The sequence below is a fragment of the Methylobacterium sp. Leaf102 genome, assembly GCF_001422425.1.
Taxonomy (GTDB): Bacteria; Pseudomonadota; Alphaproteobacteria; order Rhizobiales; family Beijerinckiaceae; genus Methylobacterium.
Map to the genome: position 1 here is coordinate 175,210 of NZ_LMMX01000038.1, position 17,480 is coordinate 192,689.

The 17,480-nt window shown below is 68.6% G+C and carries 13 protein-coding genes and 1 pseudogene; 7 read left to right on the plus strand and 7 right to left on the minus strand.

Annotated elements, in window-relative coordinates; genetic code table 11:
• Window positions 1-81: 81 nt before the first annotated feature.
• The 3 genes from ASF27_RS18700 to ASF27_RS22490 form a co-directional block, all read right to left on the minus strand.
• Window positions 82-1,182 carry a hypothetical protein gene (locus ASF27_RS18700; RefSeq protein ID WP_056362396.1) on the minus strand — a complete coding sequence of 367 codons (1,101 nt, stop codon included), beginning with the start codon at window positions 1,180-1,182 and terminating at the stop codon, window positions 82-84.
• Window positions 1,169-2,371 (minus strand): glycosyltransferase family 2 protein, encoded by a 1,203-nt coding sequence (locus ASF27_RS18705; protein ID WP_056362399.1) that lies wholly within the window; start codon window positions 2,369-2,371, stop codon window positions 1,169-1,171. The genes ASF27_RS18700 and ASF27_RS18705 overlap by 14 nt, the downstream gene beginning before the upstream one ends.
• A gap of 87 nt (window positions 2,372-2,458) precedes the next feature.
• Entirely contained in the window at window positions 2,459-2,797 is a 339-nt protein-coding gene (locus tag ASF27_RS22490; RefSeq protein ID WP_156467581.1) for a hypothetical protein, read from the minus strand.
• 33 nt (window positions 2,798-2,830) lie between these two features.
• Here ASF27_RS22490 and ASF27_RS18710 point away from each other — a divergent pair, with 33 nt between their 5' ends.
• The 3 genes from ASF27_RS18710 to ASF27_RS18720 all read left to right on the plus strand — a co-directional run bounded on the left by ASF27_RS18710 (window position 2,831) and on the right by ASF27_RS18720 (window position 6,005).
• Window positions 2,831-3,646: a WecB/TagA/CpsF family glycosyltransferase gene (locus ASF27_RS18710; RefSeq protein ID WP_056362402.1), complete on the plus strand. Its 816-nt coding sequence runs from the start codon at window positions 2,831-2,833 to the stop codon at window positions 3,644-3,646.
• 48 nt (window positions 3,647-3,694) lie between these two features.
• A complete protein-coding gene (locus tag ASF27_RS18715; protein ID WP_082479335.1) occupies window positions 3,695-4,972 on the plus strand; it encodes a glycosyltransferase family 4 protein in 1,278 nt (425 codons plus the stop codon).
• A gap of 190 nt (window positions 4,973-5,162) precedes the next feature.
• Window positions 5,163-6,005, plus strand: coding sequence for an exopolysaccharide biosynthesis polyprenyl glycosylphosphotransferase (locus tag ASF27_RS18720; protein WP_056362404.1), 843 nt, complete (start codon window positions 5,163-5,165; stop codon window positions 6,003-6,005).
• A 138-nt stretch (window positions 6,006-6,143) separates the two neighbouring features.
• Here ASF27_RS18720 and ASF27_RS18725 read toward each other — a convergent pair whose 3' ends face one another.
• The 4 genes from ASF27_RS18725 to ASF27_RS18740 all read right to left on the minus strand — a co-directional run bounded on the left by ASF27_RS18725 (window position 6,144) and on the right by ASF27_RS18740 (window position 12,225).
• Window positions 6,144-6,407 (minus strand): hypothetical protein, encoded by a 264-nt coding sequence (locus ASF27_RS18725; RefSeq protein WP_244474349.1) that lies wholly within the window; start codon window positions 6,405-6,407, stop codon window positions 6,144-6,146.
• Window positions 6,404-9,193 carry a glycoside hydrolase family 9 protein gene (locus tag ASF27_RS18730; RefSeq protein ID WP_056362407.1) on the minus strand — a complete coding sequence of 930 codons (2,790 nt, stop codon included), beginning with the start codon at window positions 9,191-9,193 and terminating at the stop codon, window positions 6,404-6,406. The genes ASF27_RS18725 and ASF27_RS18730 overlap by 4 nt, the downstream gene beginning before the upstream one ends.
• Before the next feature lie 87 nt (window positions 9,194-9,280).
• Complete coding sequence (locus tag ASF27_RS18735) at window positions 9,281-10,498, minus strand: glycosyltransferase (protein ID WP_162238654.1); 1,218 nt, start codon at window positions 10,496-10,498, stop codon at window positions 9,281-9,283.
• 359 nt (window positions 10,499-10,857) lie between these two features.
• Window positions 10,858-12,225, minus strand: a complete 1,368-nt coding sequence (locus tag ASF27_RS18740; RefSeq protein ID WP_162238655.1) for an O-antigen ligase family protein — start codon at window positions 12,223-12,225, stop codon at window positions 10,858-10,860.
• 341 nt (window positions 12,226-12,566) lie between these two features.
• On the opposite strand from ASF27_RS18740, the gene ASF27_RS18745 reads away from it, so the two are divergent.
• The 4 genes and pseudogenes from ASF27_RS18745 to ASF27_RS23270 all read left to right on the plus strand — a co-directional run.
• Window positions 12,567-13,913 (plus strand): oligosaccharide flippase family protein, encoded by a 1,347-nt coding sequence (locus ASF27_RS18745; protein WP_056362415.1) that lies wholly within the window; start codon window positions 12,567-12,569, stop codon window positions 13,911-13,913.
• Between the two features lie 10 nt (window positions 13,914-13,923).
• Window positions 13,924-14,916 carry a glycosyltransferase gene (locus ASF27_RS18750; RefSeq protein WP_056362418.1) on the plus strand — a complete coding sequence of 331 codons (993 nt, stop codon included), beginning with the start codon at window positions 13,924-13,926 and terminating at the stop codon, window positions 14,914-14,916.
• 404 nt (window positions 14,917-15,320) lie between these two features.
• On the plus strand, window positions 15,321-16,439 hold the full coding sequence (locus ASF27_RS18755; RefSeq protein WP_056167260.1) for a calcium-binding protein: 1,119 nt from the start codon (window positions 15,321-15,323) through the stop codon (window positions 16,437-16,439).
• 273 nt (window positions 16,440-16,712) lie between these two features.
• A pseudogene (locus ASF27_RS23270) lies at window positions 16,713-17,369 on the plus strand (ABC transporter transmembrane domain-containing protein); the annotation flags it as partial.
• Window positions 17,370-17,480 lie beyond the last annotated feature (111 nt).

The following is a 17,480-nucleotide window of genomic DNA, read 5'->3' on the forward strand; positions in this document are numbered from 1 at the left end:
TCGAAAGCCCGGCCGCCGGACAGGCGGCCGGGCTTTCGTACGGTCGGCCTCCCGTTAGCGTCGGTCGTCGATGGGCTGCCTTCAGCCCGTGCCGTCGGAGGATGGGTCGAACGGCGTCCAGCCGGGTGCGCGCCACAGTTTCCAGCGCCAGCGCAGGGCCTTGCTCAGCCGCTCGACCCGGGCGCCGAGGAGGCCCGCCTGCGGGCGCCAGTGCGCGCGCTCCATGTAGGGCCAGAAGATCTCCGTCGCCTGGCTCCGCAAGCGTGCCGCGCAAGCCGCCGGATCGGGTTCCGGCTCACGCGCGGCGGTTGCGGCGACGGTACCGGCGAAGTCCTGCAACGCCCTCGCCGTCTGTGGGTCGATCCCTTCGGGAGCCCAGGCGCCGATCGGTGCACGCCCGGTCATCGCCGCATAGGTGACGAGGGCCAGGGCGTAGTGGCCGAGGCGCGTCGGATGAACTTGGTCTTGGATGAGCAGCGCAGTGGTTCGGCCGGCATCCTTTTCCGGCCATCCCGGAGGCGCGGACCCGTTCGCCGCCCGCTCGATCAGCGTGACGAGGGCGGTGGCGGCGGGGAGGATGGCGATGGGGTTGCCCCGCCGGGCGGCCACCGAGCGCCGGTTGGCCGCCGCGACGAGGCAGTGCCAGAGCGGAGCCGCCGCGCGCTCGTAGGCGATCCAGGCGCTCGGCTCATCCTTGTCGTCGAGGGACATCCACGGAACGTAGAACCATGTCTTGATCCCCGGATTGGCGGCCGAGGCGCAGTCGTGCAGCCGACCGAGCGCGCCGATGGTGTCGTTCCACAGGAAGGCACCCATGAGGTCGTGCTGCTCGGTCACCACGAGGGTGTCGTAGAGCCCGCCTGGCCCGTCCGGGTCCGAGGCCTCGTCGGTCACGAACGCGACGTCACGGCAGGCACGCTGCCGGATCGTCGATCCGGAGCCGTGGCGCCGGCCCCAGGCGAGCGGCTGTCCCAGGCTTGCGGCGATCCGTACGAGATCGTCGGGAATCGGCCGGTCGGTCAGGCTGTGTCCCGAGATGAAGATTCGCGCCGGAGCGGCCGCCTCGTCCGCCCGGGCCGGTCCGGTGCTCGGAGCGAAATGGCTCACGGCCAGGAGGTGAGCGGCGAGGCCGGCGGCCGCGAGACGGCGCGGACGCCGGCCCGGACGGTCACGGCGTTCCACTGCGATCGGTCCTGGTCCAGGCGACCGGCGTCCGTGCCAGGAGCCGCTGGTAGAGGACGGCGTTGCCCGCGAGGTAGGCCATGAGCGCACGTGGCCCGCCGCCGCCATGGCCCTCGGCATCCGCCAGTCGCCAGCCGGCGACGATCGCGACCATAAGGGACGCCGCACTCGCCGCACCGATGGCGAACGGCACCGGCGAAGCGCCCGCCACGGCCGCCGCGGCGGCGATCGCCACGAGGGCGGCATTGGCCAGAAGCAGCAGCGTCAGGGGCGGCACCATCGCGTCGAGCATCTGGGCCACGCATGCGCGGTCGCCGCGGCGCAGACCGGTGATGAGCTGCGGCAGCGCCGTGCGGATCTGTCCCAGATGCCCCCGCTGCCAACGCTCGCGTTGACTCGCGACGGCGGGTTGCGCCGTCGGAAACCGGCTCGTCACGAGCGCCGCGTCGCACAGCATCGGGGCGTGCCCCGCCAGGGCGCAGTCGAGGCCGAGCTTCAGGTCCTCGACGATCTCGCCGCTGTCGAGCTGGGCCTGCGCGATGATCGGCCAGGGGAAAGCCATGCCGCTGCCCGTGAGCTGGCAGGGCAGGCCCAGGGCGGCGAGTCCGCGCGGCCGGAGCGCGTTCTTCACGAAAAAGGCGAACTCCGCCACTTTGAGGCCCGGACGGGCACCGGGCGGGGCGAGGCAGAGGTAGCGCGCCTGGACGGGACGCCCGTGGGCCAGCGCTTGCCCCGCGAGGGCGTCGAGGGCACCGGTGCCGAGATGGCAATCGGCATCGACGAACACCACCACGTGCGGCGCCGCAGCCTCCAGGTGCCGGATTCCCGCATCCATGGCGTAGCCCTTGCCGCGCGCGAACGGGTTCTGCCGCACCACCACCTCGGCGCCGGCCGCTGCCGCGACCTCCGCCGTGCGGTCGGTACAATTGTCGGCCACGACGACGAGCCGATCGTCCGGCAGCAGCTGTGCCCGGACGCTGTCCAGGGTCGCGCCGAGGTGCCGCTCCTCGTCATGCGCCGGGACGACCACTGCGAGCGAGCGCCGATCCCGCGAGGGAGGCAGGGGCGAAGGCCGAGATCGCGGCCGATGGGCGGCCGCGATCTCCAGGCAGAACAGGGCGGCGGGAATGGCCAGGATCACCGCCACGAGACCGAGGAGGCCTGACAGCAGGAAGAGCGGCACGGTCATCGGAGCCTCGCATCGTTTCGGCCCCCGAGCGGGCGCCCCGCCTCAGGGTTTGCCGATCCGAATCGCGCTCCAAGGCTTCGTCGTGCCTCAAAAGGAAGGCGTCCCTACCGCCTTCGCGTGAGACCGTTCGCCTGCATCGACCCCTTCGCCCACCTTCCGGGGACGGGCCTCTCCGGAGGGCGCATCGAAGCCGTTCAGCAACGCGCCCGATGGAACCGTCCGGAGTCGAGCATCGAGAATTCGAGGTATTCGGAAGTCGTACGGTGAAGTGGAGATCTGTTGTTCCAATAAAATACCGACGATTTCGATCGGTTTTCCGCGAATGTTCGCCCGATATGCGTAGTTTGTGACCCTGCGGCTGCGTGCATCTGTGTCCAGCGAAGTCTTCGGTGCGGGGCCGGCCAACGCGACGCGGGTGGTCGGCATGCACCGCGTTCGAGTCCTTCGTGGAGCGGAACCATGCCGATCGGTCTGGCCGGCGCAGTCAGCCTGCGCGAACATTTCCTCAATGCACCCTTCGACGGTCTCGATCGGTCCGAAGTTCTCTCGCTGCTCGCTCAGGATCCGCCGCGAGACTTCGAGGCGCGATCGTTCCGCTACGTCGTCACCCCCAATGTCGACCACGTGGTCCGCCTGAGCGCGGACCCGTCCCTCGCCCCCTGCTACGAGGCCGCCTGGCTCTCGCTCTGCGACAGCAAGCCGATCCTGGTGATGTCGCGGTTGCTGACCCGCGGCGGATTTCTGCACCTTCCGGGCTCGACGCTCACCGAGATCCTGTTCCGGACCGTGATCCGCCCGGGGGATCGCATCGCCCTGGTGGTCGCCAGCGACGCCATCGCGGCGGATATGCGGGTTGCCTTCCCGGACCTCGATCTCGCGATCCTCACGGCACCGCCCGACATCGACGGCGATCCGGCGGCCTTCGCGACCTGCGTCGCTTTCGTCGCCCGCAGCCGCACCCGCTTCACCTTCATCGCCATCGGCGCGCCGCGCTCCGAGCGGATCGCCTTCCAGGCCTCCCTCGATCCCGACGCGTGCGGAACCGCCCTGTGTATCGGCGCTGCGCTGGAATTCCTGCTCGGCCGCAAGCGCCGCGCTCCGCTCTGGATGCAGCGGACGGGCATCGAATGGCTTCATCGCCTCGCCAGCGAGCCGCACAGGCTCTGGCGTCGCTACCTTCTCGCGGTGCTGCCGTTCGGACGCCTCCTGCTGAAGGAGGGTCTCGCGCGGCTGCCGTCCCGGCGCGCCCTGCCGCCCCGGACGGTCAAGTCCTGAGCACCCGACGCTCCCCATCGGAACCACGGATCGAAGGACGTGCCGGCGATGAAGATCGCGTACCTGATGAACACCTATCCGTTGCCGAGCACGACCTTCATCCGGAGGGAGATCGAGGCGATCGAGGGACTCGGGCACCGGATCCGGCGCTATGCCGTGCGTGCCTGGCCGCAGGCCCTGGTCGATCCCCGAGATCGCGCCGAGCGGGCGGCGACGCATTACCTGCTCACCCGCAACCTGCGTGGTCTGCTGGGCGCGGCCGTGCGCGAGATGCTGGGCAATCCGCGCGGCCTCGCCCGGAGCCTCGGACCGTGGCTGACGCTCGCGCGCGCCGCTCGCAACGGGCCGGTGCGGCCGGTCGCCTACCTCCTGCAGGCGGCCTACCTTCGCCAGCGCGCGGCGGCCGAGGGGATCGACCACATCCACGTGCACTTCGCCACGAATGCCACCACCGTGGCGATGCTGGCGCGGCTCATGGGCGGGCCGAGCTACAGCTTCACCGCCCATGGCCCGGACGAATTCGAAGATCCGGAACGGCTGGGCTTCTCCGACAAGATCGCGCAGGCCCGCTTCGCGGTGGCGATCTCGCGGTACTGCCAGGATCGCCTCATCGGACTTGCCCGCCCGGAGGACGGTCCGAAGATCCGTGTGGCGCGCTGCGGGCTCGCCCTCGAGGAGTTCGCGGCGGTGCGCCCGCGCTGGACCGACACCCAGACCCTCGTCTGTGTCGGACGCCTCTGCGCCGCCAAGGGCCAGGTGATGATTCCGGCGGCGGTCGCGGCCCTGCGCGGACGCTTCCCCGACCTCAAGGTCGTCCTGGTCGGCGACGGCGATCGCCGGGCCGAGATCGAGGCGGCCTGCCGCCGCCACGGCGTCGCGGACCGGGTGATCCTGCACGGCTGGGCGAGCAACGCGGAGGTACGCTCCCTCGTCGCCGCGAGTCGAGCCCTTCTGCTCCCAAGCTTCGCCGAAGGCCTGCCCGTCGTGATCATGGAGGCCTTCGCCCTCGGTCGCCCGGTCATCTCGACCCATGTCGCCGGCATTCCGGAGCTGCTCGATGCGCGGTGCGGCTGGCTGATCCCGCCCGGCGACGTCGAAGCGCTGACGCAGGCGATGGAAGCGGCCCTCCTCGCGACGCCCGACGAACTCACCGCCAAGGGTGCGGTGGGACGGGAGCGCGTCGCGCGCTTGCACGATCGCCGCGCCCTCGCCCGAACCCTGTGGCGGCTGTTCGAGGAGGCCGGCGCAATCCGTCGCCCCGCTTTCGCCGACGAACGCGCGGGTGCGAGCACCATATCGTCGGCCGGACTGGCTGATCAGGTTTGACGTCCGAGTCCGTGGTTTCGATCGAAATATTCGATGTCACCTCGATAGTAAGTATTCATATATAGCTGCGATGTCTGAAAGTATAAATAACAAGCTGTCTAATATTCAGACGTGAGACGATTATTTATTTAGAATTTATTTCTATGTTCCCGCAACGTCCATCGTCCATTCGTTGTCAACGAGGCCGGTCATGAGCGCGCAGGCTGCCGCAACGTCACAGGGCATCGCATCGCTGGCGCAGCCCTGGCTGCTCGGGGCCGAGCAAATGGGTCTTCCGACCGCCGGCGAGGCGATAGGCCTCGACCGGCCGGTTGGCACGATGGTCGCGCTCGAGGCGGCCATCCTCGACGCGCTTCCCGCCAGTGCCGGACCAGCCGCACTGTTCGACGCCGGGGCCGGCGAGGCGTGCGGGCTCACCCTGCCGCGCTCGCCGCTCGACGAGACCGATCTGGCGCTCAAGCGCGGCTTCGACCTCGTGGTCGCGGCGCTGCTGGTCTTCCTGCTGGCGCCCCTCCTCGTCGCCGTCGCACTCCTGATCCGCTTCACTTCGGAGGGACCGGTGCTGTTCCGGCAGACGCGCGGCGGCCTGCACGGGCGCCCGTTCGAGATCTACAAGTTCCGGACGATGACGGTTCAGGAGAACGGCACGGCGGTGGTCCAGGCCCGGCGGGGCGACCCGCGGGTGACGCCGCTCGGTCGCTTCCTGCGCAGCAGCAGCCTCGACGAGCTGCCGCAGCTCTTCAACGTGCTGAAAGGCGACATGTCGATGATCGGCCCGCGGCCGCACGCGGTCGATCAGGAGCGGGACTTCGCCCTCCGGGTCGCCGATTACGCCCTGCGCCACCATGTCAGGCCCGGCATCACCGGCTGGGCTCAGGTCTGCGGCTATCGCGGCGAGACCCGGACCGAGGACGCCCTCGCCCGCCGGATCGCGTTGGATCTGCAATACATCGAGCGTTGGAGCTTCTGGCTCGATCTGTGGATCATGGTCCGGACCTGCCGGGCGGTGCTCGCTCCGCAGAACGCCTACTGATCCCGATCACGCGGGCTCGGGTCGAAGCCCCTCGCGGGCCTCGAACCTCCGGGTTGCCCCTGGGCGCGCGCCAAGCGGACCGCAGGGACAGACCATGTCACGCGCGACGGCCGCCGACGGTACGCGCCGCCCCGCAGCTCAGGGTCGAACCGGGAGCTGCGCGAGGACCGCGCCGGCCTGGTTCCGGATCACCAGCGACCAGCCGACTTCATAACCGTGCAGCTCCCCCAGTACCGCGTCGGCTTCCGCGAGGGCATGGTCGAGATCGGTGACCTCGACGCCCTCCTCGTCGCGCAGGATGGTCTGGCCATCGGTCAGGTCGAAGTACAGCCGCAGTTTCGCGCCCGCCGCCGTACCGGGGTCGGCCATGGGCCGACGGCTGGAATCGGAGGCGCGCGTCATCGAGCCGGGCTCCGGGCCTGTGTCGCGAGCTTGGCCTGCGCCGCGAGATGGAGCCACAGCGCAGCGGTGGTGACGATGGTTTGTTGTACGGTGTATTCCTGCTGCATCACCATCCCGGGGTGTTCGATCAGGTATTCGAAATAGGGCATCGCGAAGCGGGCGGGATGAATGCGCCGATGGGCCGGCGCGGTCGAATCGCCCTCCGGGAAGATAGCCCAGGCCGGACCGAACAGCCATTCCGGAGAGAAGGCCGATTGAGGCCCGAACCCGTAGATCGTGATGCCGGGTGGCACCGGCACGCCCATGGCACGATGGTCCTCGTGAAGCGGATGCCGGACCTGCCGGACCCCGATTCCCGTCGTCAGGCTCAAGCCCAGCTGGTTGGTGCCGAGCAGCCCTTGCGCGGTCTGCATCATCAATCCTAGCAGCTCGGGGTTCCCGCTCAACCGGTGAGCGCGGAGGAACAGGCGGGTCATTCCTTCGCCCGGCGCGGTGCCCTGGCCCCAGCCCGCGGGCGCATAGGGGTGCTTCATGCTGGGATAGGTCCCGCCGCGCTGAACGGCCGCGAACCCGGTCGCCTCGCGGACCAGGCCTACGTCGATCCGTGTGCGGATCTCGGGTTCGGCCTGCGCGGCCCGGGCGTAATCCCAGGCCGCATCCGCCCCGCGCTCGGCGATCCCGAACCCCGTGCTCCAGGCCTCCTCGAAGAGCTGCCCGAACGCCCGTCCCTCGCCCAGCCGGAACAGGGCCGCGGCGGCGGCGACGCGGAATTCCCCCGTCAGCCGCTGCAGCGTCGCCCGGCGTGTTTCCCAGGGCACCGCCGCGAACAGGTCGGTGCGCCGTGCCACCGCGAGGGCATCCGCATAGGCCGTGTCGGGGTCGTTGAAACCGGCCTCGGCCCAGCGCCACGCCCGCAATGCGCTTTCGCGGAACAACTCCGCCAACGCGGCCTGCCCGGCCTCGCGCAGGACCCGCGCGAGGCCGGCGGCCGCGCCGGCGTAACGGTAGGTGGCGAGGGGATCGGGGGCGTAGGCGAAGACCCGGTGGTGTTCGAGAAAGCTCGGCTCGCCGAGGAGCGGGTAGCGGGCACTCTCGATGCCGCCGCTCACGCCGCCGTCCGGCCCCTGGAGACGGCGGAAGAAGTCGAGGAGCCAGATCGGCTCGTGCAGGAGATTGGGCAGGGCGTCGGCGGTGGCGTAGATCGGATCGTCCAGCACCTCGCTCGAACGGGGCAGGCCGAAATCGGTGGTCCGGAGGTGTGGCGGAAGGCCCTCGAACACCTCGAGGAGGAGCGTCGCCACATCGACGTGCTGGATCCGGCGGTCCCAATCGCCCGCATCCATGTAGCCGCCCCAGACGTTCGACGGGGCATTCCCCCCGGTGAGCCATGCCGGCTCGGCCCCCACCTCCGACGAGGCGAACCCGTCCAGTCCCTCCGTGGACCAGGCAAGCGGCATCCGGCTCCGGCGGACCGGGGCCTCGGGCGTCGGCCGGAAGGCGGCGGGGCGGCGATAGCCGAAGCGTCCGTCGAGGGCGATCCCGCTGCGGTGATTGTACAACCCCCCGATCGCGACCCGCGCCGCGCCGAGCCAGACCTCGTCTCCGACCGGGAAGGGATCGGAAACACCGAGCCCGGGGATCCAGAGGCGGTAGCGGCCGGGGCGCTTCGGCTGCCAGGCCGAGTAGTCGAGTTCGAACACGAACGTGCCGGCGCGGTTCGCCGCATGGGCCGGCGCGACGGTGCCGCCGGTGCGGTCGGAGACCGGGAGCGGTCGGTCCGGCCTTGCCGCCACGAAGCCGTCCGGGGTCGGCTGCGCCACCGTGGCGAAGATCGGAATCCGGTCGCCGCCGAGTCCTTCGAGGGCGATCCGCTGGCCGTCCCGCAAGCCATGGGCTTGGGCCGAGACCTGTCCGTCGCGGGCCCGGAACGTGCCGATGGGTCGACGGAGGCCGTCGGCGTCCACGCTGTCGGCCAAGGGTTTGGGCAGGCCGTTGGTGGGCTCCGGTGTGTCGGGTGTGGCCCGCAGGCCGATGTCGCCGGAGAAGGCCGCCGCGCCATTCTCATCCAGGATTGCGAAGCGCTTCACCCCGTAGCGGCGAAAATCCACGGCCCCCAGGTCGGGGCCACCCGGCAGCCAGAGGGCGAGGTAGGCGGTCTTGGCGATGTCGGCCGGGGCGTGCCCGAGTTGGGTGCCACGTAGGGCGAGGGCCCGGGTGGTGCGGTCGTCGTAGGTGAAGGCCGTCGGTGGCAGCAGGTTGCCGGGCCACGCGAGGGTGTGGGTTCCGCGCGGAACCGGGCCGTCGAGCTTGAGATAGATCTGATGGCGGAAGCTCGCGCCCGTCCGGGTCGCGCCGCCCTCATCGTAAAAGATCCCCGATTCGTAGGGCATCGATTTGCGGTAGACGGCCACCACCCGGCGGCCGCCGATCCGGCCGTAGCCCGCAGCGGCGTCGATCGCCCCTCGATCGAGGTGATGACCCGGCGGCGCGTCGCTCGAACGCAGGTGGTCGCGCTTGGGGCCGATCACCTGGGCCCACGCGTCCCCGTGCCGGACCCAGGTGCCGGGCGCCTCGGATCGGGGCGCATCGAGGGCGAGGATGCGGCCCGGCACGAATGGCGGGTCGCGCACCTCCACCGCCAGGATGTCCGGGGTGGCGACCGTGATCTCCTGAACGCTCACCAGGCCGGGAGCCGGTTCGGTCCGGGCGGGTTGAACGCTCGGGGCCGCCGCGAGGAGCAGGCTGGCGAGGATCGAGCGGGTGAGTCGTGCGCTACCCACTTTCATCGGCCATCCGGAACCCGAGCCGATGTTCCGGCCAATCCAGTATCGAGCGCGGGTGACTCGCGCGAGGACGACGCGGCCGGGCACGGTTCAGAGATACCGCCGCAGGAGTTCGGCGCGGGTGCGATAGACCGTATCCTCGTCGAACCGCGTGCCGGTGCGGGCCGCGGCCCGTATCAGGCCCGCGAGACCCGCGCGGTCGCGGTCGAGGTCCGTGAGCCCGGAAACCAACGCATTCCCATCGTCCATCAGAACGAGGCGCCCTCCTCCGTCCTGGCCTATCAGGTCCTCCGAGTAGGGACTGCCGTAGCCGATGAGCGGCGTGCCGCAGACGAGGGACTCGATGAGACATCGCGGGGATTCGGGCGTGCGATGGCAGAACAGGAACAGGTGGGCCGCGCGCATGGCAGCCAGAAGCTTCTGGCGATCACCCTCGAAGCCGGGCAGCGCCACACAATCGGCGAGGCCGAGTTCGCCCGCCCGTGCCTGCATGGTCTCGCGCAGGGGGCCATCGCCCCACCAGGTCGCCGTGAACCGCATCCCGCTCTGCCGAGCCCGATGGAGCGCGTCCAGCCAGTCGAGCGGCCCCTTCATGGCGTCGGCCCTGCCGACATAGACGATCTTCAGCGGCTCGCCCTTCAGGAGAGCGCGGCATTTGTCCGCGAGCGCGGTCTCCGTGACGAGGTCGTCGCGGGTGGTGTGGGTGTCGTAGACACAGAACGGGTTCCGCGCATGGGGGGCGTAGGTCCGGAACGTATCCTGCCCCTGGAACAGGCCGAGATGGCTGCGCGCGATCAGGTGCTGATGGTAGCGTACCATCAGTGGCAGCGTGAGCGCGTTCTTCATGCGTCTGCGGAGCGGTGCATCCGTCCCTGTCCGGCGGATCACCTCGTGCTCGACCCGGTCGAACCAGACGGCGTAGGGCCGCCGTCGGCGGATCGATTCGAGGGCGGCGACGCCGCCCCAGTCTCCGGCGAGTGAGCCGAGGGTGTAGCAGAGATAGCGGCTTCTCCGGACGAGGTCCGTCAAGCGGCGGCGCGTCCCGGCGTACCGCGCCGCGAACGTCGCGATGCGGTAGGCCTCCGGCAGGGCGACGACGGACAGGCGATCCGCGCAGGCGAGATCGTCGACCGGACGCCAGGCGGTGGAAGCCTCACCAACGGCGGGCGGACCCGCGCCCGCGTCGATGCCCGTATAGGTGATCCGAGCGAAGTTCTCGCCCCAGCGATCGAGGCCCGCGCAGGTCTGATCGTCGAGGCACAGCCGCCCCCCGATCCGCCGCAACGGCACGTGGGTGACGAGAAGCACGCTGTCCGGGACCGGGTCGGAGGCCGGGAGGGCGATCGCTTCGCCGTGCGTACCGAAACCTCCGTCGCCGTTCGTGTGCGATCGCGCTGCGACGGCGAGCGGGTCTCGTGCGAGAATCGTGGAATCCGATCGGTGGGACATCTGCGGTTCGCCTGCCGGTGGAGATCGGCTCGACGACGCTAGGAACGCGTAAGGATCGGCACAACACCTTCTTTGTACGCGGTGCCCGCATGGCCTCGTCCCGAAGTGGTACGATGGCCGGTGGTCCGGTCGAGCCCTCGCCGCGGCCGCCGAGCGCTCCTGCCCTGCTCGGCCGAACCGGAAGCGAAGTAATCCCTGCTCCCCTCGTGTCGCACGGGTTACGTCGCGGGCCGGAGCGCCTTGCGTTCGGGCCTTGGCGACAAGGATCGCATGGACGCCGGCATCGACGCCGGCATGTGTGCCCGCACTTGCACTTGATAGGCCACGCCGAGGATCAGTCCGATCGCCACCGCGAGGAGGTACAGACTATCGCGCAACAGCAGGATGTATTCGAGGGTCGAGTGAAGACAGACCATCAGGAGGCCGACGCCGAGGCCGATGAGCAGATCGCCCTCCGGGCCGGCTCGGCTCGGCCAACCGATCCGGAAGGTGGTGACGAGAGGGTAGCCCAGCAGAAGCACGAAGGCGACGAGGCCGAACCAGCCGGTCTCGGAGGCGGCCAACAGGTAGGCGTTGTGGACGAGGTTGTTCCGGTTGCCCTCGTTGGCGATGACGCCGGCGCGTTCCGAGTAGCCGAAGTTCTTGGCGACATAGACGTAGTGGTTCGCGCCAACTCCGAGCGGGTTGCCGAGCAGGATGGCGGTCGCTGCCCGCTCGAAGGCCGCCCGCTCGTCGTATTCCTCCTCGCGTAGGGGATCGCGTTCGAAGCGCTTCTCGAACGAGGTGACGGCGAGCGGTGCGAAGCTCAGGGCGACGCAGCAGCCGGCGATGCCGAGCAAGCCCTTGCGCAGGGTCAGATGGCGCAGGCTCGACAGCAAGTAGATCAGCACGAGGCCGAGAGCCGCGTAGAGCAGCGCGGCCCGCGACGTCGTGAGCACCACGGTCGCCATGCCGGTAAGCGGTACCAGGATGGTGGCCCAGCTTCGACGGCCGGCGAGCAAGAGCGCGACTTGAGGCAGCACCGCGAGGTGGAGGACGAGGCCCAGGGTGTTCTGGTGAGCGAAGGTTCCGCTGGTTTGCACGATGCCGAGGCCGAAGCGTTGGTAGGCCGTGAGGGCGCATTCGAGGACGACGCCGAGCGCCATCCCGGTCAGCAGGTTGCCCGCCACCTTCGGATCGGTGCTCGCCCGTGCCACGACGATGAGCAAGAGCGCGGCGCGGCAGATCTGCCAGAAGTAGAAGAAGGCCGCCGTGGGCTCCGCCGCCTGGCCGATCGAGAGCAGGACGGCGACGAGGTAGAGCGCCAGAATGATCGAGAAGGGCGAGCGCAAGGGCGGCCGCGCAAGCCCGACATAGATCGCCAGACCGAGGAGATCGAAGGCGCTGACCTCGATTCCGCTGACGAGGCCGGGCCAGTCCGCCCCCCAGCTCAGCACTGCGAAATCGAGCTGTGGCAGCCCCGGCTGCAGGAACGGCAGCAGGCCCATCAGAATCCACAGCCGCTTGCCGAGCACAGCACCGCCGCGGACCCAGACGGCGAACGGCACCATCATGCCGAGGCCGGTGGCGAGGATCAGCTCTTTCACCACGGTCGCTCGTTCCCGTTCATGCCATCGAATGCCTGACATTCGTGACGCGACGATAGCGGCCCACGCTCACGGGGCGTGCCTGCGTCGTTCTGAGGAGCCGGCTCACCCGAGGTCGGTAGGCCCTACGCCCTTCGGCGCGGGTTCGGAGAAGCCGTCCTGCGAATGGCGGCGTTCGCGGGCGCCGGACCCCTTCTAGGCTGACCGCCGCAGCAGCCGAGGCCGGCTGGCGAACGGATCAGGCGGGCAGGGCGACACGTGATCCCTCGGCACGCGTGATCCCGGCCGGCCGGCCGTTCTGTCTGATTTCCGGCGAGTGACTTGTTCCAGGAGCGTACCCGATGAGCACACTGACGATCTCGCGTGGCGCGATCCTCAGCGGCAGCGCGTGGATCATCGGCATCTACGGCGTCAGCGTGATCGTGCGCTTCGCCTCCAACGTCCTGCTGTCAAGGCTCATCGCGCCGGAGATCTTCGGGATGGTGGTGGTGATCCTGGCGATCCGGATGGGGGCCGAACTCCTGTCCGACGTCGGCCTCGGTCAGAACGTGGTCACCAATCCCCGCGGTGATCAGCCGGCCTTCTACAACACGGTCTGGACCCTGCAGGTGCTGCGCGGGCTGCTGCTGTGCGGGCTGTGCTGCGCCTTCGCGGGCCCGCTCGCCGAGCTCTACGGGGTGCCGGCGGCGGCCATCCAGTTCGGGGCACTCACCCTGGCCGTCCTCGGCATAACCTCGACCTCGCAGTTCCTTCTGCAAAAACGCTTGCGCGTTCAGACCCTCACCCTGTTCGATTTCTTCCAGGATACCATCGGCACCGCCTTGATGCTGCTCCTGGTCTATTGGAGCCCGACGATCTGGTCGATCTTGCTCGGAAACCTGTTGAGCGCGCTGCTGCGCGTCGGTGGCAGCTTTCTGCTCCCCGAGGGCGGCAACCGCCCAATGCTCGACCGACGTCATGTGGGCGAGATCTTCTCGTTCGGGAAGTGGATCTTCCTCTGGTCGATGCTCGGGTTCTTCAGTCTCAACTTCGATCGTCTGTATCTCGGCAGCGTCGCACCCCTGGCGCTGCTCGGCATCTACGGCATCGCCCGCACCATGGCCGAATTGCCGGCGCTCCTCGCCGGACGGCTCGGCCACTCCCTCGTCTTTCCCCTGGTGTCCGCGGCCGGAGAGATGCCACCCGCGCGGCTGCGACGGGAGATCGGCTCGATCCGCCTCTGTTTCCTGCTCGCCGCTGCGGTTGGGATCGGGGCCGCGGCGGCGGGCGGCGATTTCGCCATCTGGGCGATCTACGACACGCGTTACGCGCTCGCGGCCGCCATGCTGCCGCTGCTGCTGCTCGGCACCTGGGCAACGGTGCTTTGCACCACGAACGAATACGTTCTGATCGGACGCGGCAAACCGCAATACGGCACCGCTGCGAGCAGCGTGAAGCTCGCCTATCTGGTGATCGGCTTGCCGCTCGCGTTCGCGGCCGGCGGCATGCTCGGAGCGATCCTCATCCTGGTGACCGCCGACGCGGTCCGTTACGCGGTACTCCTCGTCGCGCAGGTCCGAACGCGCGTCAGCTTCGGCGCGCAGGATCTTCTCGCCACCGCTGTGCTCCTCGCAACGCTGTTGATGCTGACCGCTCTGCGCGCGGGGCTGTCCCTCGGAACGGCCTTCGACGGCCTGTGGCACCTGTGAGGGGGCCGCGATGATCGAGCCTGCGTGCCGGACCCCGATCCTGGGTGTCGTCGTGATCGGGCGCAACGAGGGGGAGCGGCTGCGAGCCTGTTTCGAATCGATCGACCGCACCATTGGTCCCGTGGTCTACGTCGATTCCGGCTCGACCGATGGCAGCGTCGCCCTCGCGGAGAACCTCGACGTCGCCGTCGTTGTTCTCGATACGGCCCGGCCTTTCACGGCGGCCCGGGCGCGCAACGCCGGTTTCGCGAGGCTGCGGGATCTCGCGCCAAGCCTCGCCTTCGTGCAGTTCATGGATGGCGATTGCGCCCTCGCGCCGGGCTGGCTCGGCGAGGCCCACACCTCTCTCTCGGCACGCCGCGATGTCGCCGTCGTCTGCGGGCGACGGCGGGAACGCCACCCCGAGCGTTCCGTGTTCAATCGCCTGTGCGATCTCGAATGGGACACCGCCCCCGGGGAAGCCCTGGAATGCGGTGGCGATTTCCTGGTTCGCACCGAGGCCTTCGCGGCGGTGGGCGGCTTCGACGGTGGCCTCATCGCCGGCGAGGAGCCGGAACTCTGCGTCCGATTGCGCGCGCGAGGCTGGCGGATCTGGCGCCTCGACGCCGAGATGACCTTGCACGACGCCAACATCACGAGCCTGCGTCAGTGGTGGTGGCGCATGGTCCGCAGCGGCCATGCCTTCGCCCAGGTCGCACAGGTCCATCGCGGCTCGCCCCACGCCATCTGGCGGGCGGCGGTGCCGCGGGCGGTCTTCTGGGGCGTGGGCCTGCCGGTTCTGAGCGGCCTCGGCGTGTTCCTCCACCCCGCTGCGGCCCTGCTCACGCTGCTCTACCCGGTCCAGCTCTGCCGCATCGCGCGCCGCCGGAGCGTCGCCGGGCGGGGGGCTTGGGCCTATGCGGGCTTCACGCTCCTGGGTAAACTCCCGGAAGTCTTCGGAATCGCGACGTTCTACGCAAATCGAATGAGCCGACGCTCGGCAGCCTTGATCGAGTACAAGTGACCGGTAGGCTTGTGACCGGGAGACTTGCCGAAGTTCGCTGCGGGCATGGACCCCCGCCGTGTCACCGCCATGCGACGCCCGTGGTGTCGCTCGTCGCGGATTGAGGACGCGGGGGCCCTTTCGTGGCCAAATCGAATCCCAACGAGCGCCTGGAACACCCTGGACGATCGACAACCGCACGCGAATGGACATCGAAAGTCAGGATTTCTCACGAAGGAAGGCTGTATCTTGCGGCTTGATGCCACAACTCGACATTCGGATCCGCGGCTCTATCCCCTCCCGACAGGAAAGCTTATCGATGCGCTTTTTCCCATAGTAATAACACCGATTAACATATGCGAAATCGTGTTCTTTTGTGGCGAATTACAGTGGATGGGCAGGTCCATCAAATGTGAGGATACGCAGTGGCTAGCATTTCGGGTACGAATATCGGCGACCAGCTCACTGGAACGGCCGAGGACGACATCATCCTCGGTTTGCTGGGGAACGATACGATCACCGATCCGGGTGGCTTCAACCGGATCGACGGCCAAGACGGCAACGATTCGATCTTCGGCGGGCCGAACGTGGATTACATCGCTGGCGGTCCCGGCGACGACCTGATCCGGGGCGGCGCCGGTTCGGACCAGATCATCGGTGAGGCTGGCAACGACACCATCTACACCGATGATGGAAATGATTACGCCGCCGGCAATCCTGGTGACGACATCCTGTATGGGGGCGCCGGCAACGACTTCCTTATTGGCGAGGCGGGACGAGACCAGGTCTTCGGCGAGGCTGGCAACGATCTCGTTGCCGGCGGGGACGATGACGATCTCGTCGATGGCGGTGATGGCGACGACTACGTCGATGGCGATCTTGGCAACGACACGTTGTTGGGGTCCGCTGGTAACGATACGGTTTTCGGCGACTTTGGCGACGACAGAATGTCGGGCGGCTCCGGCACCAACACGCTCGACGGTGCGGCCGGGTACGATACGGCGGTCTTCAATTTCAACTTCAGGGATGCGGGCGTCATCGACTCCGCCGGGTCGCTGGCGAAGATCTCCGGAACCGGCAGCTCTGACACGGTCAAGAATACGGAGGCTTTCGAGTTTCAGGACAGGACCATCGTGCAGGCCGATGGGCAGCCCGGCGTGGACGATCTGTTCTACCTCAGCCGGAATGGCGATGTGTTTGACGCCGGTCTCGATGCCGATGCGCATTTCGCCGAGTACGGATGGCGTGAGGGACGCGATCCAAATGCCTTCTTCGACACCAAGGGGTATCTCGCCGCCTACGGCGACGTCGCCGCTGCGGGGATCAATCCCCTCGAACATTACCTGACCTATGGCTGGAAGGAGGGACGTGACCCGTCCGCGAACTTCGATACCAAGGCTTACCTTGCGCAGAACGGCGACGTCGCTGCAGCCGGGCTCAATCCGCTTCAGCATTTCCTCGAGTACGGCGCCGGCGAAGGTCGTGCCGTGGTTGCGGGGGATGGGGCCTTCGCTCAGGCGGCCGGGGTCGGCATCTACGTCTGACCTCGAGCTTTTGCTTCAGTAGGCAGACGACGGTCCCGCAGCTCTCGCGGCTGCGGGACCAGACTTGCGCCCGAATCCGCTCGACCGAGGCACACCGCCGATGCCTCGCGCTGTCGAACGTATTTGATGGCAACCCCCTCGCGAAAGACCGTGACGATGCAGAAGGACTCCGCCGAGTTGGTTTCGGCACTGTCGCGGTGCCGTACGGCATTTCTCGGCGTGGCCGCCATGAGCGGTTTCGTGAACGTGCTCTATCTGACGGGCTCGTTCTTCATGCTCGAAGTCTATGATCGCGTCATTCCCAGCCGATCCGTGCCGACTCTCGTCGGCCTCTGTGCCCTCGTTCTCGTGCTTTATGGCTTCCAGGGGCTCCTCGAGACCCTGCGCGCCCGGGTGCTGATCCGGATCGGCGCGGCCCTGGACGAGGCTCTCAGCGCGCGCGTCTTCGACATCGTCGTGCGCGCGCCCCTCAAGGGCGCCACCCCCGGCGATGGCCTCCTGCCCTTGCGCGACCTCGATACCCTGCGCGCCTTCCTCGGCGGGTCCGGCCCGTCCGCCTTCTTCGATCTGCCCTGGATGCCGATCTATCTGCTGATCTGCTTCCTGTTCCATCCGCTCATCGGGGTCGCCGCGGTGGTGGGAGGGGCCGTGCTCGCGACCTTCGGCCTCCTGACGGATTGGGCGACGAAGCATCCGGCGCAGACGGCAACCGGCCACGGCCTGCGCCGCAACGGCCTCGCGGAGGCCGGGCGCCGCAATGCCGAGGTTCTGGCCGCCATGGGCATGCAGGGACGCCTCGCTGCACGCTGGACCGGGGCCAACCGCGACTACATGCGGGCCCAGCAGCACGCCTCCGACGTCGCCGGCGGGTTCGCGGCTGCGTCCAAGGTGTTCCGCATGGCCCTGCAATCGGGCGTGCTCGCGATCGGCGCCTATCTCGTCATCAACGGCCAGGCCAGTGCGGGCATCATCATCGCGAGCTCGATCCTGGTGGCGCGAGCGCTCGCTCCGGCCGAACTCGCCATCGCCAACTGGAAGGGT

Bases quoted from the DNA above. Each gene is read 5' to 3' on its own strand.
- ASF27_RS22490 (WP_156467581.1), bottom strand. From the start codon at position 2,797: ATGCCGACCACCCGCGTCGCGTTGGCCGGCCCCGCACCGAAGACTTCG.
- ASF27_RS18705 (WP_056362399.1), bottom strand. From the start codon at position 2,371: ATGACCGTGCCGCTCTTCCTGCTGTCAGGCCTCCTCGGTCTCGTGGCG.
- ASF27_RS18715 (WP_082479335.1), top strand. From the start codon at position 3,695: ATGAAGATCGCGTACCTGATGAACACCTATCCGTTGCCGAGCACGACC.
- ASF27_RS18710 (WP_056362402.1), top strand. From the start codon at position 2,831: ATGCCGATCGGTCTGGCCGGCGCAGTCAGCCTGCGCGAACATTTCCTC.
- ASF27_RS18730 (WP_056362407.1), bottom strand. From the start codon at position 9,193: ATGAAAGTGGGTAGCGCACGACTCACCCGCTCGATCCTCGCCAGCCTG.
- ASF27_RS18745 (WP_056362415.1), top strand. From the start codon at position 12,567: ATGAGCACACTGACGATCTCGCGTGGCGCGATCCTCAGCGGCAGCGCG.
- ASF27_RS18750 (WP_056362418.1), top strand. From the start codon at position 13,924: ATGATCGAGCCTGCGTGCCGGACCCCGATCCTGGGTGTCGTCGTGATC.
- ASF27_RS18725 (WP_244474349.1), bottom strand. From the start codon at position 6,407: ATGACGCGCGCCTCCGATTCCAGCCGTCGGCCCATGGCCGACCCCGGT.
- ASF27_RS18720 (WP_056362404.1), top strand. From the start codon at position 5,163: ATGAGCGCGCAGGCTGCCGCAACGTCACAGGGCATCGCATCGCTGGCG.